The organism is Microbacterium sp. ARD31 (assembly GCF_031844425.1).
The window spans coordinates 107271-122705 of record NZ_JAUZVE010000005.1 but is presented as its reverse complement, the minus strand read 5'-3'; the positions used below and the strand labels follow the sequence as shown (position 1 = coordinate 122705).

Below are 15435 nucleotides of genomic sequence, written 5' to 3'. Positions count from 1 at the left end.
GTGGGGGAAGCCGATCCCCCCCACTCCCGGCGTCCCACCCTCCATACCCCTGACCCGAGGATCCAGCATGAGCGACCCCTATACCGCTGCCGACGGGCTCGTGCGCGTCTACCCCGCGCGTGAGCCGCGCCGCACCGGACTGGTGTGGGCGCACGGCGGCGGTTTCGCCTTCGGCGACCTCGACATGCCCGAGAGCGACTGGGTCGCCCGCGAGCTCGCGACCCGCGGCACGACCGTCATCTCGGTCGACTACCGCCTCGCGCCCGTGCCGGCGGGGTGGGGCCCGATCCCGACCGCGGCCCCCCGCGACGGCGAGTGCTACCCCGCGGCATCCGACGACATGCTCACGGCGTGGCGGTGGGCGGTCGACAACGCCGCCCGGCTGCGCGTCGACGTCGAGCGCCTCGCGATCGGCGGCACGAGCGCCGGCGGCAACCTCGCAGCCGGCGCCACCGTCCGCCTGCTCGAGCGCGCCGGCGACGTCCTGCCCGCCCTCGTCGTGCTGGCCTACCCCACCCTCCTCGCGGTGCAGCCCGCGCCCGGTCCCGAGCTGCGCGCCGCACTCGACGCCCAGCCGGGAGCCGACCGGTTCGGTCCCGCGGCCGTGCTCGGGATGTATGAGAACTACCTCGGCGGCCCCGTCGACGACGCCCCGCTCGGCGCCGTGCCGGGATCGGCCACACCCGCCGATCTCGCCGGCTTCCCGCCCACGCTGATCGTCAACGGCGACGTGGACGAACTCCGCGTGTCGGGCGAGCACTTCGGCGCGACGCTGGCGACCGCCGGCCGCGACGTCGAAGTGGTCACCGAGCCCGGCACCGAACACGGTCACCTGAACCGGCCGCACGAGCCTGCGGCATCCCTCACCGTCGAGCGCATCGCGACCCGCCTCGCCGCCCTCGCCGCCCGAGTTCCCGTCTAGAACCGACTGTCACGAAGGACACCTCATGACGAACCCCGCCGTCACCGACCTCATCGAGCGCTCGAATCGCCTGGGCGCCGACCCGAAGAACACCAACTACGCCGGCGGCAACACGTCGGCGAAGGGCACCGAGACCGATCCGGTTACCGGACAGCCCGTGGAACTGCTGTGGGTGAAGGGCTCGGGGGGCGACCTGGGCACGCTGAAGCCCGAGGGTCTGGCCGTGCTGCGTCTGGACCGGATGCGCGCGCTCGTCGACGTCTATCCGGGCCTGGACCGCGAGGACGAGATGGTGGCCGCGTTCGACTACTGCCTGCACGGCAAGGGCGGGGCGGCCCCGTCGATCGACACCGCGATGCACGGTCTGGTGGATGCCGCGCACGTGGACCACCTGCATCCCGACGCGGGCATCGCGATCGCCACCGCCGCCGACGGGGAGCAGCTCACCCGCACCATCTTCGGCGACAAGGTCGTGTGGGTGCCGTGGCGCCGCCCCGGCTTCCAGCTCGGGCTGGACATCGCCGAGATCAAGAAGCAGAACCCGCAGGCGATCGGCTGCATCCTCGGCGGTCACGGCATCACCGCGTGGGGCGACACCTCGGAGGAGTCCGAGCGCAACTCGCTGTGGATCATCGAGACCGCGGAGACCTACATCGCCGGCAACGGCAAGGCCGACCCGTTCGGCCCCGTGCGCACCGGCTTCGAGGCCCTTCCGGCCGAGGAGCGCCGCGCGAAGGCCGCGGCGCTGGCCGCCACCATCCGCGGCATCGCCTCCACCGACAAGCCGATGGTCGGCCACTTCACCGACGCCGACGTCGTCCTGGACTTCCTCGCGGCCGAGAAGGCGCCCGCCCTGGCCGCGCTCGGCACCAGCTGCCCCGACCATTTCCTGCGCACCAAGGTCAAGCCGATGCTGCTCGACCTGCCCGCCGACGCCCCCGTGGACGAGGCGCTGGCCCGCCTGCACGAGCTGCACGAGGCCTACCGCGCCGACTATCAGGCGTACTACGACGCCCACGCCGAGTCCGATTCGCCGGCGATCCGCGGCGCAGACCCCCTCATCGTGCTCGTGCCGGGCGTCGGGATGTTCTCGTTCGGCGCCAACAAGCAGACCGCGCGCGTCGCGGGCGAGTTCTACATCAACGCCATCAACGTCATGCGCGGCGCCGAGGCGCTCTCGACCTACGCCCCCATCTCGGACGCCGAGAAGTTCCGCATCGAGTACTGGGCCCTCGAAGAGGCCAAGCTCCAGCGGATGCCGAAGCCGAAGACCCACCAGGGTCGCATCGCGTTCGTGACGGGCGCGGCATCCGGCATCGGCAAGGCCATCGCCACGCGTCTGGCCGCCGAAGGCGCGTGCGTCGTGATCGCCGACCTCGACCTCGAGAAGGCGCAGGCCGCCGCGGCCGAACTCGGCGGCACCGACGTGGCGATCGGGGTCGCGGCCAACGTCGCCGACGCCGACGCCATCCAGGCCGCGCTCGACGCCACGGTCCTCGCCTTCGGCGGCGTCGACCTCGTCGTCAACAACGCCGGCCTGTCGCTGTCGAAGCCGCTGCTGGAGACCACCGAGAAGGACTGGGATCTGCAGCACGACGTCATGGCCAAGGGCTCGTTCCTCGTCTCGAAGGCCGCCGCGAAGATCCTCATCGACCAGAAGCTCGGCGGCGACATCATCTACATCTCGTCGAAGAACTCCGTCTTCGCCGGCCCGAACAACATCGCGTACTCGGCCACCAAGGCCGACCAGGCCCACCAGGTGCGACTGCTCGCGGTCGAACTCGGCGAGCACGGCGTCCGCGTCAACGGCATCAACCCCGACGGCGTCGTGCGGGGATCGGGCATCTTCGCGGCGGGCTGGGGAGCGAACCGCGCGGCGACCTACGGCGTGAAGGAAGAAGACCTCGGCCAGTACTACGCCAACCGCACCATCCTCAAGCGCGAGGTCGTGCCCGAGAACGTGGCCGACGCCGTGTTCGTGCTCACCGGTCCCGAGCTCACCCGCACCACCGGCCTGCACATCCCCGTCGACTCCGGGGTCGCCGCGGCGTTCCTGCGATGACGACGAACGCGGGCGGAGCGGTCGCCACGGGCGGAGCGGTCGCCGCGATCGACCTGGGCGCCACCAGCGGCCGGGTCATGATCGGGCGGGTGGATCCACGCGGCACGCTCCAGCTCGAGCAGGTCGCGCGGTTCCCGAACGGTCCGGTGCGCCTGGCATCGGGCCTGCACTGGGACCTCACCGGCCTCTACGCCCACGCCCTGCGCGGACTCGCCGAGGCCGTACGGGTCGAGCCCGGCATCGCGTCGATCGGGATCGACTCGTGGGCGGTCGACTACGCCCTCTTCCGCGGCGATCGGATGCTGGGCGAGCCGTTCCACTACCGCGACGAGCGGAACGAGTCCGCCGTCGAGCGTGTGCACGCGAAGCATCCGTTCGCCGAGCTGTACAGGCGGAACGGTCTGCAGTTCCTGCCGTTCAACACCGCGTACCAGCTCGAGGCGGAGAAGAGCGACGGAATCCTGGGGCTGGCCGACCGAGCGCTGCTCGTGCCGGACGCGCTCGCCTTCCTCCTCACCGGCGCACGCGTCGCGGAGCGCACGAACGCCTCGACGACGGGCCTCGTCCGCGTCTCAGACGGCACGTGGGACACCGAGCTGATGGACGCGCTCGGGTTCGACCGTTCGCTCTTCCCCGATCTCGTCGAGCCGGGCGCCCGCATCGGCGGCATCCGGGCCTCGGTCCAGTCCGAGATCGGCGCCCTGCGCCCGATCGACGTCGTCGCCGTGGGGTCGCACGACACGGCGTCGGCGGTCGTGGCCGTGCCGATGGCCGACCCGGACACCTCGGCGTACATCTCGTGCGGCACGTGGGGACTGGTCGGGCTCGAGCTGCGCGAGCCCGTCACCACGGACGCTGCCCGCGCGGCGAACTTCACCAACGAGGGCGGCGTCGACGGGCGTGTGCGCTTCCTCCACAACGTCATGGGACTGTGGCTGCTGAGCGAATCCGTGCGCCAGTGGGAGCGAGAGACCGGCCAGTCACTCGACCTGCCCACGCTGCTCGCCGACGCCACCGAGGTCCCCGCCGACTCGGTCGCGGTGTTCGACGCGAACGACCCGCGCTTCCTCGCCCCGGGCGACCTGCCCGCCCGCATCGCCGCGTGGTACCGCGAGCACGACCTGCCCGTCCCGCTTAACCGGGCCGCCTTCACCCGCGCGATCGTCGAGAGCCTCGCCGAGGCGTTCGCCGGCGCCGTGCGGACCGCAGCGACGCTGGCGGGCCGCACGCTCCAGACGATCCACGTCGTCGGCGGCGGTTCGCTCAACCAGCTGCTGTGCCAGCGCACGGCCGACCGTGCCGGGATGCCCGTGCTGGCAGGACCCGTCGAGGCGACCGCGCTGGGCAATGTGCTCGTTCAAGCACGGGCGCAGGGGTGGTTCGCCGGCGATCCGTCACTCGAGGCGATGCGAGACTTGGTGGCCCGCACGCACGCACCCCGCCGCTACGAGCCGCGCACCTGACGGAACGCCGCGTCGCGGCATCCGTTTCGCCCGCCACACCGGCCCGGACCGACAGGAGTCCCATGTCAACCGCCTTCGCCGCCGCCTATGACTGGGCGCGCCGCGCCGTGGCCGACGAGCGGCTGCCCACCGCCGTGCTGGGCGTCGCGACCGCCGACGGCACCGTCGCACTCGACGCGTTCGGGTCGACCGGAGACCGCGCAGCGCGCGTCGACGACCACTACCGGCTGTTCTCGATCACCAAGCCGCTCGTCGGGCTCGGCGCCGCGCGCGCCATCGAACAGGGCCTGCTGACACCCGAGACGCCGCTGTCGTGGGCGCTGCCGGACTTCGGCGCGGGACGCGACGACATCGTGCGCCTGCGGCACCTGGCCAGCCACACCGCGGGCATCGCCGAGCCCGCCCTCGACACCGCTGTGGGCCTGCGCCCCGCCCTGCTGTCGGGCGGCCGGGACTTCGCCGCCGGCGCGGCCTCTCGCTATTCGTCGGTGGCGTTCGAGGGGATCGCCGCGATGACCGCCCACGCCACCGCCCGCACGTGGGAGGACGACCTCGCCGGGTGGGCGAGTGGGATCGGCGCCGACGGCTTCACCCTCGACGAGGCCAGCGACCCGCACGAGGTCGCGGATGCCGCAGCCGCCGGCCTCGACATGTCGCGGTTCACCGCGCTGCGACACCCGGGTGCGGGTGTCATCGGCCGCGCGGCCGATCTGCTGGCCCTGGGCTCGGCGCTGCTGCGCACCGCCACCCGCGGCGAGCGCACCGTCGTGTCGGCCCGGACGCTGGCGATGATGCTCCGGCCGCTCACGGGCGACATTCCGCGCCTCGAGCCGTATCCGCCCGAGCGCGGGCAGGACTGGGGCTTCACGTGGAATCTGCGCACCCGCGCGCCGGGACTCATCGACCGGGACTGCTTCGGACACGGCGGCTGGTCGGGCACGGAGTTCTGGGTGCACCCGTCCGCCGGCGTGGCGTGGGTGCTCCTGACAAACCGGGCCCAGCGCCCGGGGGTCGACACCGATCAGCTCGACAACGCGATCATCGCCGCGCTCTGAGCGCAAGACCCTGTCGGCACCGGCATCCCCCGCCTAGCGTGGGGCGCATGAGCGAACATCACACCGAAGACCAGCCGCAGGGCGACCAGCCGCACGCGGAGCAGCCGGACGCGGAGCAGCCGCAGGCGGAGCAGCCGCACGGCGACGACGCCCCCACGGGCGGCGACCAGAGCACCGAGGACCGGCTCGACGCCGACAACGCCGTCGAGGAGGACACCCTCAAGGCCCTCGACCCCGACGCCGCGCCGGCCTGACCCGCCGTCCGGCCCGCCGGACTCACGCCTCGCGGGTGATCGTGACCTTCACGTGGAGGTGACTCTTGTGCGGGCCGGCGTACACGCCGCGCAGCGGCGGTACGTCGTTGTAGTCGCGTCCACGCCCGACCAGCACGTGCCTGTCGCCGATCTCGAGGTTGTTGGTGGGGTCGAAGCCCTGCCACTCCCCCGCGAACCACTCGACCCATGCGTGCGACTCGCCGATCACGGGCTCGCCGACCTCGGCGTCCTCCCGGGGGTGCAGGTATCCCGAGACGTAGCGCGCCGGAATCCCGACCTCGCGGAGCGCCCCGAGGGTGATGTGCGCGATGTCCTGGCACACGCCCTTGCGCTCGTCCCACGCCTCGGCCGCGGTGGAGTGCACCCCGGTGATCCCGTGCATGTACTCCACGGCATCGCCGACGGCCTCGGCGATCGCGTGCGCGGCGCGCCCCGGATGCTGGTGCTCGGCCGCGATGCGACGCGCGAGGTCGGCGACTTCGGGGTGCGGGCGGGTGCGGACGGTCTGGGTGAGCTGCTCGACGATGTCGATCGCAAGGATCGCGTCGCGCTCGAGATCTGCCCACGAGTACTCGACGTGCTCGATCGGACGCGGACGCACCTCGACGAGCGACCGTGCCGTGATCATCAGCGACGCGTGGCCCGACAGCACGTCGAAGGCCGCGACGCGCGTGCCGAAATAATCGACGTACTGGTTGACCGACGTCGACGGCTCGATGTCGAGTGAGGAGTTCAGCACGAACTGGTTCTCGGTCGATCCCGGCAGCATGCGCGCCTCGTTGTACGACGCGGTCACGTCGCCCTGATACGAGAAGCCGGTCTGGTGCTCGATCCTGAGTCTCTTCATGTGTCGTGCCTCCGCTCGCGGAGGCACAGCCCCGGTCGGTGAACCTGTCGGAGCATCACGAGATCTCCCCGATCCAGCTGGGCTCGGCCTGCGTGGGGAAGAACCGCCCGCGAATGGCTTCGGATGCTTCGCGCGTCACCTTCTGGACGCGGTACATGTGCTCGGGCAGCTCGTCGAGGATCTCGCTCAGCGAGCGGTACTCCAGATCGTTGCGGATCTGCCCGAGCGCCCGCAGCACCGTGTTCGAATGGCCGACGCGGTCGGCGCGCGGATCGATCGCGCTCATGCACCCCTCCGCGCTCTGGATCGAGTAGATGATCGACCGCGGGAAGAGTCGGTCCAACAGCAGGAACTCCGCGGCGTTCCGAGCGCTCGGAATGCCTCGATAGGTGCGCAGGTACGCCTCGTAGGCCCCGCACGAACGGAGGATGGTCGTCCACGACGGACCGGATGCCTGGGTCAGCGACCTCGTCGCCAGCATCCGCGCTGTCATGTCGGTGCGCTCGATGGAGCGTCCGAGGGTGAAGAACTGCCAGGCCTCGTCGCGACTGGTCGACGAGTCCACGACGCCGACCGACAGCGCGCTGCGCTCGCGCACCCACTGGAAGAACGTGTGGACCTTGTCGACCTGCAGCCGGCGCGGCATGCGCGCGTTGGTGGTGTTCAGGGTCTCCCACAGCTCGGTCGAGACGATCTCCCGCGCGCGCCGGGCGTTCTCGCGCGCGGCGCTGAGAGAGTAGCCGATGCTCGACGGATTGCTGCGATCGACGGCGAGCTGCTGCAGGACGTCCTCGCGACCGACGGTGTCGATGTCATCGGACGGGAACGACCCCATGACCGTGAGCAGCGAACGGCACGCGATGTCCTCATCGATCCACGGGTCCTCGAGCAGCAGCTGCAGGTGCACGTCGAGGATGCGGGCGGTGCCGTCGGCGCGCTCGAGGTAGCGTCCGATCCAGAAGAGGGATTCCGCGATGCGGCTCAGCATAACGAGCCTCCGTCCGGTCGCGGCGTTTCGTCTCGCTCGTTCCTCGCTCGCTCAACGACCGGGGCCTCGGTCGTTGAGCGAGCGAAGCGAGACGAAACGTCGTCGGACGAGGCCTGCTGCTGCTGCTCCTGCTGCTCGCGGCTGGAGCGCGGCTTGTCCTGCGGAGAGTGGGTGGGCTGCGACTGCTCGTCGTAGATGATCGGGATCGAGGAGGTGACCGCGGCCTGGTCGGCCACGAGCGCCCCCATGCCGCCGCCCTGGCCGTACTCGACCTGGGTGGGAGCCGAGCCGCCGACGATCCACGTGTCCTTCGACCCGCCGCCCTGGCTGGAGTTGACCACCAGCTGCCCCTCGGGCAGCGCCACCCGGGTGAGCCCGCCCGGCAGCACCCACACGTCGTCGCCGTCGTTCACCGCGAAGGGCCGCAGGTCGGCGTGGCGCGGCCGCATGCCGTCCTCGACGAGCGTGGGGATGGTCGACAGCATCACCACCGGCTGCGCGATCCAGCCTCGCGGGTCGGCGAGCAGGCGCGTGCGGAGCTTCTCGAGTTCGGCGGGAGAAGCATCCGGTCCGACGACGAGTCCCTTGCCGCCGGACCCGTCGACGGGCTTGACCACGAGCTCGTCGAGGCGGTCGAGCACCTCTTCGAGGGCGTTCGGATCCTCGAGCCGCCACGTGTCGACGTTCTTGAGGATGGGCTCTTCGGCCAGGTAGTAGCGGATGAGGTCCGGCACGTAGGTGTAGAGGAGCTTGTCGTCGGCGACGCCGTTGCCGACGGCGTTGGCGATCGTGACGTTGCCCAGGCGCGCCGCGAGCATGAGGCCCGGGGCCCCGAGCATCGAGTCCGCCCGGAACTGCAGCGGGTCGAGGAAGTCGTCGTCGACCCGCCGGTAGATGACGTCCACGCGCTTGGGCCCGCGGGTGGTGCGCATGAACACCTTGCCGCCGATGCAGAGCAGGTCGCGTCCTTCGACGAGCTCGACGCCCATCAGGCGCGCGAGCAGCGTGTGCTCGTAGTACGCGGAGTTGTAGACGCCCGGCGTGAGGACGACGACGTTGGGATCCTCGACCCCGGGAGGAGCGGACGCGCGCAGCGCACCGAGCAGCTTGTTGGGGTAGTCCCCGACGGGACGCACGCGCATCGAGACGAACAGCTCGGGAAGGGTCTGCGCCATCACACGGCGGTTCGAGATGACGTACGAGACGCCGCTCGGGACGCGGACGTTGTCTTCGAGCACGCGCATCTCGCCGTGCTCGTCGCGGATGAGGTCGATGCCCGAGACGTGGATGCGCACGCCGTTGGCGGAGTGAATGCCCGCCGCCTGCCGGTAGAAGTACTGGGACGAGGCGATCAGTCGCGCCGGCAGCACGCCGTCGCGCACGCAGTGCTGGTGACCGTAGGCGTCGTCGAGGAAGGCCTCCAGCGCCTTGACCCGCTGCTTCACACCGGCCTCGACGCGCGACCACTCGTCGTAGGTGATCACCCGCGGCACGGCGTCGAGCGGGAACGGGCGCTCCTCGCCGGCGAAATCGAAGGTCACGCCCTGCGCCAGATAGGAGCTCGCGAGCGAGTCCGTCCGCCCGCGCAGCTCCTCCTGGGTCATCTGCGCGAGAGCCTGGTACAGCTCGCGATACGCCTGCCGGGACTGTGCGGGAGCCCCCGGATGATCGGGGCTGCCGAACATCTCGTCGAACGCCGGCACACCCGACGGCGTCTTGCGTGGCGCCAGCGTGGAGCCGTATCCGTCGAACAGGTCACCCATGGCACACGAGCCTAGTCCCGGGCTTGTTGCGGCAGTGTTTCGCTTGACGCCACCCACGGCTCCCCGGCAGGATGCCGCACCCGCCGTTGCCGGATCGTCATCGTTCGACCGCCCTTCACTCCGCCGGCGGTCGTAGGCTCGCCTCGTGGCGAACGAGCACGCGCCCTCGCGCGACCGATTCCCCGCCCCGGCCACGTGGCTCGCGGGCGTCTCGGCCGCGGTCCTGGGCGCCGGCCTCGGAGAGCTGACCGCGGCATCGGTCGCACCGACCTCGAGCCCGTTCGCGGCCATCGGCGGCGCCCTCATCGACGCTGCCCCGTCGTGGGCGAAGGACCTCGCGATCGCCCTGTTCGGCACCGCGGACAAGATCGCGCTGCTGGTCGGCATCGCCGCGGTGATGCTCGTGGTGGCCGCCGTCGCAGGCTGGCTCGAGGTGCGCCGCCCGCCGTGGGGCGCGGGGATCGTCGCCGCCTTCGGGATGGTCGGCGCGGTCGTCGCCGTGCTCCGCCCGGGCGCGGAGGGGCTGGCGTGGCTGCCCTCCGTCGTCGCGGGCGTCGTCGGCGCTGCGACCCTGTGGCTGCTCGCGCGGCGTCTCCGCGGCCTCGGGCTGCGCCGCCCCGCGCCCGCACGCGAGCGAACTGCAGGGATCCGGGCCACCGCCGCTGCGCGGACAGACGGCTCGTCGCCGGATCCGCGGAGTCCCGTCGCGTCCCCCGCCCGCGCCGAGCAGCGCGGACTCGATCGCCGTGGCTTCTTCGTGTGGTCGGGTGCCGCACTGGCCGCCGGCGTCCTGGTCGCGATCGCCTCGACGGCCCGCCGCGCCGGCTCGGCCGCGGTCGAAGCGGTCCGCGGCGCCCTGCGCCTGCCGAGCCCCACCACCCCGGCGCCGCCGATCCCCGCCGGCGCCGACCTCGGCATCCCGGATCTGGCGCCGGTGGTCACGCCGAACGGCTCGTTCTACCGCATCGACACGGCGCTCGTCGTGCCCGAGATCGATCCGGCCGACTGGTCGCTGCGCATCCACGGCATGGTCGAGCAGGAGGTCACGATCACGTGGGACGAGCTGCTCGCCCTGCCTCTCGCCGAGAGCGACACCACCCTCGCGTGCGTGTCGAACACCGTGGGCGGCCTGCTGATCGGGAACGCGCGGTGGCTCGGCCACCCGATCCGCGAACTGCTCGCCCGCGCACGCCCCACCGAGGATGCGGACATGGTTCTCTCGCGCTCCATCGACGGCTTCACGGCATCCACCCCGCTGGAGGTGCTCACCGACGACCGGCCGGCGATCCTCGCGGTGGGGATGAACGGCGAGCCGCTGCCGCTGGAGCACGGCTTCCCCGTGCGAATGGTCGTGCCGGGGCTCTACGGCTACGTGTCGGCGACGAAGTGGGTGGTCGAGCTCGAGGTCACGCGATTCGACCGCGCGAAGGCGTACTGGTCGACGCGCGGGTGGTCCGAGCGCGGGCCGATCAAGCTGCAGTCGCGTATCGACGTGCCGCGGCGCGGGCGACGATTGCCGCCCGGCGAGACGGTCATCGCGGGCGTGGCGTGGCAGCAGCACGTCGGCATCGACGGCGTCGAGGTGCAGATCGACGACGGTCCGTGGCAGCCGGCGACGCTGGCGACCGCCATCTCGGAAGACACCTGGGTGCAGTGGAGCCTGCCGTGGACGGCCGAGAGCGGCGCGCACGAGATCCGCTGCCGAGCGATCAGCGCGACCGGCGAGGTGCAGACGCCCGACCCCGCGCCGCCCGCACCGAACGGCGCGCAGGGCCTGCACCGCATCCGGATCGACGTGGACTGACCCCTGCCGGTGGACGCATCCGCGCGTCCGCCGCGGGTCTCCCGGTCGCGAGGATCACAACTCCTGCACCCTGCGCGCCGGCCTCGGCGGCGCCCGCGTGTTTCCGCGGCGAGGGTCCGCCGGGACCGCGTGCGGTGCAGGAGTTATGATCCGCAGGCATCGCCCACCGGGGTCCCGAATCCCGTAATCAGCCCGCGAGGACGACCTTCAGCTGCTCGATCGCCCAGTCCAGCTCGGTCGCGCGGATGACGAGCGGCGGCGCCATGCGGATCGTCTGGCCGTGCGTGTCCTTGACCAGCACACCCCGGGCGAGCAGCCGCTCCGCGACCTCGCGCCCCGTGCCGACGGCGGGGTCGATGTCGATCCCGGCCCAGAGCCCCGCGACCCGCACGCCCGTGACGCCGTGCCCGACCAGCTCGGCCAGCCGCGCCTCGAGGTGCTCGCCCAGGGCGGCGGCGCGCGCCTGGATCTCGCCGGTCGCCAGCAGCTCCACGACCTTCAGCCCGACGGCCGCCGCCAGCGGGTTGCCGCCGAAGGTCGAGCCGTGCTCGCCGGGACGGATCACGCCGAGCACGTCGCGATCGGCCACGACGGCCGACAGGGGCAGGATGCCGCCGCCCAGCGCCTTCCCGAGCAGATAGACGTCGGGAACGACCCCTTCGCGGTCGCACGCGAACGTGGTGCCGACCCGGCCGAGTCCGGACTGGATCTCGTCGGCGATCATCAGCACGTTGTGCGCGGTGCAGATCTCGCGCACGGCCGCGAGGTAGCCCTCGGGCGGGACGACCACGCCGGCCTCGCCCTGCACGGGCTCGATGAGCACGGCGGCGGTGTTCTCGTTGATCGCGGCCTCGATGGCGGCGGCGTCTGCGAACGGGACCGAGACGAACCCCGGCGCGAACGGGCCGAAGTCGCTGCGGGCCGAGGGGTCGTCGCTGAAGCCGACGATGGTGGTGGTGCGGCCGTGGAAGTTGCCGTTCGCCACGACGACGGTCGCGGCATCGGGTGCGATGCCCTTCACCCGGTAGCCCCACGCGCGCGCGACCTTGATGCCGGTCTCGACCGCCTCGGCGCCGGTGTTCATCGGCAGCACGAGCTCCTTGCCGCACAGGTCGGCCAGCGCCGTGGCGAAGGCCCCGAGCCGGTCGTTGTGGAACGCGCGGCTGGTGAGGGTGAGGCGCCCGAGCTGTTCCTGCGCCGCCGCGACGAGGGCCGGATGCCGGTGCCCGAAGTTCACGGCCGAGTACGCCGCCAGCAGATCGAGGTACCGCTTGCCCTCGACGTCGGTGACCCACGCGCCCTCGCCCTGCGCGAGCACGACGGGCAGGGGACGGTAGTTCTGGGCGACGTGGGTCTCTTCGGCGCTGATGATGCGCATCGTGCCGGTGTCGAGCGTCGGGGAGTGCGAGGGGGTCATCGGGCGCGGCTCCTTCAGCGGCGCAGCTCCAGGGTGCAGCATTTGATGCCGCCGCCGCCCAGGAGGAGTTCGGACAGGTCGATGAGGATCGGGTTGTACCCGCGCTCGCGCAGCTGCGCCTCGAAGCCGGTGGCGCGGGGCGAGATGACGACGTTCAGCCCGTCGCTGGCGGAGTTCAGGCCGAACACGGCGCCGTCGGCGTCCGAGACGCGGATCGCGTCGGGGTAGCGCTCGGCGAGGATCGCCTGACTGCGTTCGTCGAACGCGTGCTCGAGGTAGGCGATGTTGGCCCGCTCTGCCCCGCCCGGGCCCTCGACGGGGTCGAGCACCGACAGCGCGGTGTCGAGGTGGTAGAAGCGCGGGTCGATGAGGTTCAGCGACACGACCTCCTTGCCGAAGACGGCGCCGAGCTCGCGGTGGCTGTCGCCGGTGGAGCGGAAGCCGGTGCCGGCGAGGATGGTGTCGCCGACGAGCAGGAAGTCGCCTTCGCCCTCGTTGACCTCGGCGGGGTCGGCGACGTCGAATCCGGCGTCGCGGAACCAGTCCATGAACGCGGGCCCCTCGGGTGCGCGCTCGGCGAAGCGGAACTTCGCGCCGTACGCGACTCCGTCGATCACGAAGCCGCCGTTGGCGGTGTAGACCATGTCGGGGAGTCCGGCGATCGGGTCGATCAGGTGCACGTCGTGCCCCAGGGCGACGTAGGTGTCGTACAGCGTCTGCCACTGGGCGACGGCCTTGGCGGTGTCGGTCGGGTTGGCCGGCTCCATCCACGGGTTGATGGTGTAGCTGACCGTGAAGTGGTCGGGGCGGCACATCAGGTACGACCGGTGCTGCTGGATGCGGCCGGCGGCCGCGGCCTCCAGCTGGTGCTCACCGGTGATGTGGACATCCGCCGTGGTGTTCTGCGTGGACACTGTGCTCCTTCACGAAGGGTGGCGGACGCTGTCCTCGAGGCCCGCCGGCCCCCCTGCACGTGGCGGTGCCGCCACGGCGTGGAAGGAACGACTCGGGCACGCCGGCATCCATTCTCGCATGCCGGATCGGGCGGGCCGCCGGGCGCCTTCAGTCGCGGGTGACGACGACCTTGCCGACGGTGCGCCCGGCGTCCACCGCGGCGAGCGCCTCGCCCGCGCGCGTCAGCGGGAAGGTGGCGGCGATCACAGGCGTGAGCCGTCCGGCGGCGGCCAGGTCGAGCAGCCCCGCGGTGACGTCGGCCTTCGTGGATGCCGTGACGGGGCGGAACCGGCGACCGCCGCGCCGGGCGAACATCGACCGGAGGATCCGCGGGATGGGCCCGAGCACGCGCCCGCCCTCGCCTCCCACGAGTCCGACGGCGCCGCCGGCGCGCAGTCGCTCGCGCAGCACGGCAAGAGGCGTTTCGCCGGCGATGTCGACGACGGCGTCGAAGTGGTCGGCGGGCAGGTCGGCGACCGCGACCGCGCGGTAGTCGAATGTGCGCGCCGCGCCGAGGCCGCGGAGCACCTCTTCGGCGCGGGCGCCGCACGTGGCCCACACCTCGGCCCCCCGATCGGCGGCCAGCTGCACGGTGAGCGTGCCCACGCCGCCGCCGGCTCCGACCACGAGCACGCGGGAGCCCGCCGCGACCTCGCACGCGTCGAGCACCGTGACCGCGGTGTTGCCCGCCACCGGCAGCGCGGCCGCGGTGACCGGGTCGACCGCGTCGGGGAGGAGCGAAAGACGGGATGCCGGAACGGCCACGTACTCGGCGAGGGTGTCGCGCCATCCCGCGACGACCCGCTGGCCGGGTGCGAAACCGTCGACTCCGTCCCCCCGCGCCACGATCGTGCCCACGAGGTCGATCCCGCGCCCGCGCACCCGCGGCCGGCGGAGCCCGAAGAACAGGCGCACGAGCCGTGGGTCGCCTCGCATGATGTGGACGTCGCCGGAGTTGATCGAGGCGGCGGTGAATCGTACGAGCACCTCGTCGCGACGCGGCGTCGGCACGGGCACGGTCTCGGCCGCCATGGCGTCGGGGCCGCCGTAGCGGGACTGCCGCCAGGCGATCATCGTCGCGGGCAGCGCCGCCTCGGCGGCGGCGGGCGAAGGAGTGTCGTTCGCGTTCATGAGTGGTCCTTCGGGTACTGGAAGAGGTCGTCGATCGGGCGATCGAAGACGCGGGAGATCTGGAACGCCAGTTCGAGCGACGGAGAGTATCGCCCCTGTTCGATGGCGATGAGGGTCTGGCGCGTGACGCCTACGCGCCCGGCGAGTTCGGCCTGCGTGAGCCCGGCGTCCTCGCGCACCGCACGGATGCTGTTGGTGACCCTGGTGGGCTTGACCATCACGCGAGTCCTCGTCGGTAGGCGATGACACTGGCGACGCCGCCGACGATCGCCGAGACGGCGAAGCCGTAGAACATGGTGTGGGCGATCCAGAACCAGTGGGCCTGCAGCGCGCACAGCACGATGACTCCGAGGCCGGCCAGCACCAGGAACGCCTGCCCGACGCGGTTCGACATCCGCGCGATGTCACGGTCGCGCTGATCGCTCGCATTCGTCCCGTCCGGATCGCGCATGCCCGCCACGATGCCCCACACGGTGCTGACGACGATCGACACCACGATGCTCAGTCCGATGGTCCACAGCATCGGCGCCACCCAGTCCACCTGCGTCGGATCACCGCCGATCGCCCGGGGCAGGACGAGCACGGTGTAGATCGCCACGCCGACCACCGACACGATCAGGCCCGCCCAGACGTTGCGCTCTTCGTAGACCATGGCAGCTCCGATGTCTAGAATCTTTGACATTCGGAGAGTACGCCGGTCGCGGCATCCGTGTCAATAATTCTTTACACCCGGATGCCGCTCCCGGCCCGGCCG

The 15435-nt window shown here is 71.8% G+C and carries 14 protein-coding genes; 6 read left to right on the top strand and 8 right to left on the bottom strand.

Annotated features, from left to right (window positions below; genetic code table 11):
• Positions 1–67 precede the first annotated feature (67 nt).
• The 5 genes from Q9S36_RS16260 to Q9S36_RS16240 all read left to right on the top strand — a co-directional run bounded on the left by Q9S36_RS16260 (position 68) and on the right by Q9S36_RS16240 (position 5756).
• Complete coding sequence (locus Q9S36_RS16260) at positions 68–922, top strand: alpha/beta hydrolase fold domain-containing protein (RefSeq protein ID WP_311286011.1); 855 nt, start codon at positions 68–70, stop codon at positions 920–922.
• Positions 923–947: 25 nt separating this feature from the next.
• Positions 948–2984: a bifunctional aldolase/short-chain dehydrogenase gene (locus Q9S36_RS16255; protein WP_311286009.1), complete on the top strand. Its 2037-nt coding sequence runs from the start codon at positions 948–950 to the stop codon at positions 2982–2984.
• Positions 2981–4447: a rhamnulokinase family protein gene (locus tag Q9S36_RS16250; protein ID WP_311286007.1), complete on the top strand. Its 1467-nt coding sequence runs from the start codon at positions 2981–2983 to the stop codon at positions 4445–4447. The genes Q9S36_RS16255 and Q9S36_RS16250 overlap by 4 nt, the downstream gene beginning before the upstream one ends.
• 62 nt (positions 4448–4509) lie before the next feature.
• Entirely contained in the window at positions 4510–5502 is a 993-nt protein-coding gene (locus Q9S36_RS16245) for a serine hydrolase domain-containing protein (RefSeq protein WP_311286006.1), read from the top strand.
• A gap of 47 nt (positions 5503–5549) precedes the next feature.
• Entirely contained in the window at positions 5550–5756 is a 207-nt protein-coding gene (locus Q9S36_RS16240; protein ID WP_311286005.1) for a hypothetical protein, read from the top strand.
• Between the two features lie 22 nt (positions 5757–5778).
• Here Q9S36_RS16240 and Q9S36_RS16235 read toward each other — a convergent pair whose 3' ends face one another.
• From Q9S36_RS16235 to Q9S36_RS16225, 3 genes are read right to left on the bottom strand one after another with little or no spacing between them, the layout of a single operon-like run.
• A complete protein-coding gene (locus Q9S36_RS16235; protein ID WP_311286004.1) occupies positions 5779–6624 on the bottom strand; it encodes a transglutaminase family protein in 846 nt (281 codons plus the stop codon).
• Between the two features lie 55 nt (positions 6625–6679).
• Positions 6680–7612 (bottom strand): alpha-E domain-containing protein, encoded by a 933-nt coding sequence (locus tag Q9S36_RS16230; RefSeq protein ID WP_311286003.1) that lies wholly within the window; start codon positions 7610–7612, stop codon positions 6680–6682.
• Positions 7606–9375 (bottom strand): circularly permuted type 2 ATP-grasp protein, encoded by a 1770-nt coding sequence (locus tag Q9S36_RS16225; protein ID WP_311286002.1) that lies wholly within the window; start codon positions 9373–9375, stop codon positions 7606–7608. Before Q9S36_RS16225 ends, Q9S36_RS16230 begins: the two co-directional genes overlap by 7 nt.
• 145 nt (positions 9376–9520) lie before the next feature.
• On the opposite strand from Q9S36_RS16225, the gene Q9S36_RS16220 reads away from it, so the two are divergent.
• A complete protein-coding gene (locus Q9S36_RS16220) occupies positions 9521–11179 on the top strand; it encodes a molybdopterin-dependent oxidoreductase (RefSeq protein WP_311286001.1) in 1659 nt (552 codons plus the stop codon).
• A 187-nt stretch (positions 11180–11366) separates the two neighbouring features.
• On the opposite strand, the gene rocD is transcribed toward Q9S36_RS16220, so the two are convergent.
• The 5 genes from rocD to Q9S36_RS16195 all read right to left on the bottom strand — a co-directional run bounded on the left by rocD (position 11367) and on the right by Q9S36_RS16195 (position 15333).
• Positions 11367–12596 (bottom strand): ornithine--oxo-acid transaminase, encoded by a 1230-nt coding sequence (gene rocD, locus Q9S36_RS16215; RefSeq protein WP_311286000.1) that lies wholly within the window; start codon positions 12594–12596, stop codon positions 11367–11369.
• A gap of 14 nt (positions 12597–12610) precedes the next feature.
• On the bottom strand, positions 12611–13459 hold the full coding sequence (gene ddaH, locus Q9S36_RS16210) for a dimethylargininase (protein ID WP_396653789.1): 849 nt from the start codon (positions 13457–13459) through the stop codon (positions 12611–12613).
• Between the two features lie 199 nt (positions 13460–13658).
• Positions 13659–14681 (bottom strand): NAD(P)-dependent alcohol dehydrogenase, encoded by a 1023-nt coding sequence (locus Q9S36_RS16205; RefSeq protein ID WP_311285999.1) that lies wholly within the window; start codon positions 14679–14681, stop codon positions 13659–13661.
• The gene (locus Q9S36_RS16200) at positions 14678–14899 is read right to left on the bottom strand and encodes a helix-turn-helix transcriptional regulator (protein ID WP_311285998.1); all 222 of its coding nucleotides are present in this window, start codon (positions 14897–14899) and stop codon (positions 14678–14680) included. Before Q9S36_RS16200 ends, Q9S36_RS16205 begins: the two co-directional genes overlap by 4 nt.
• On the bottom strand, positions 14899–15333 hold the full coding sequence (locus Q9S36_RS16195; protein ID WP_311285997.1) for a hypothetical protein: 435 nt from the start codon (positions 15331–15333) through the stop codon (positions 14899–14901). Before Q9S36_RS16195 ends, Q9S36_RS16200 begins: the two co-directional genes overlap by 1 nt.
• Between the last annotated feature and the right edge of the window lie 102 nt (positions 15334–15435).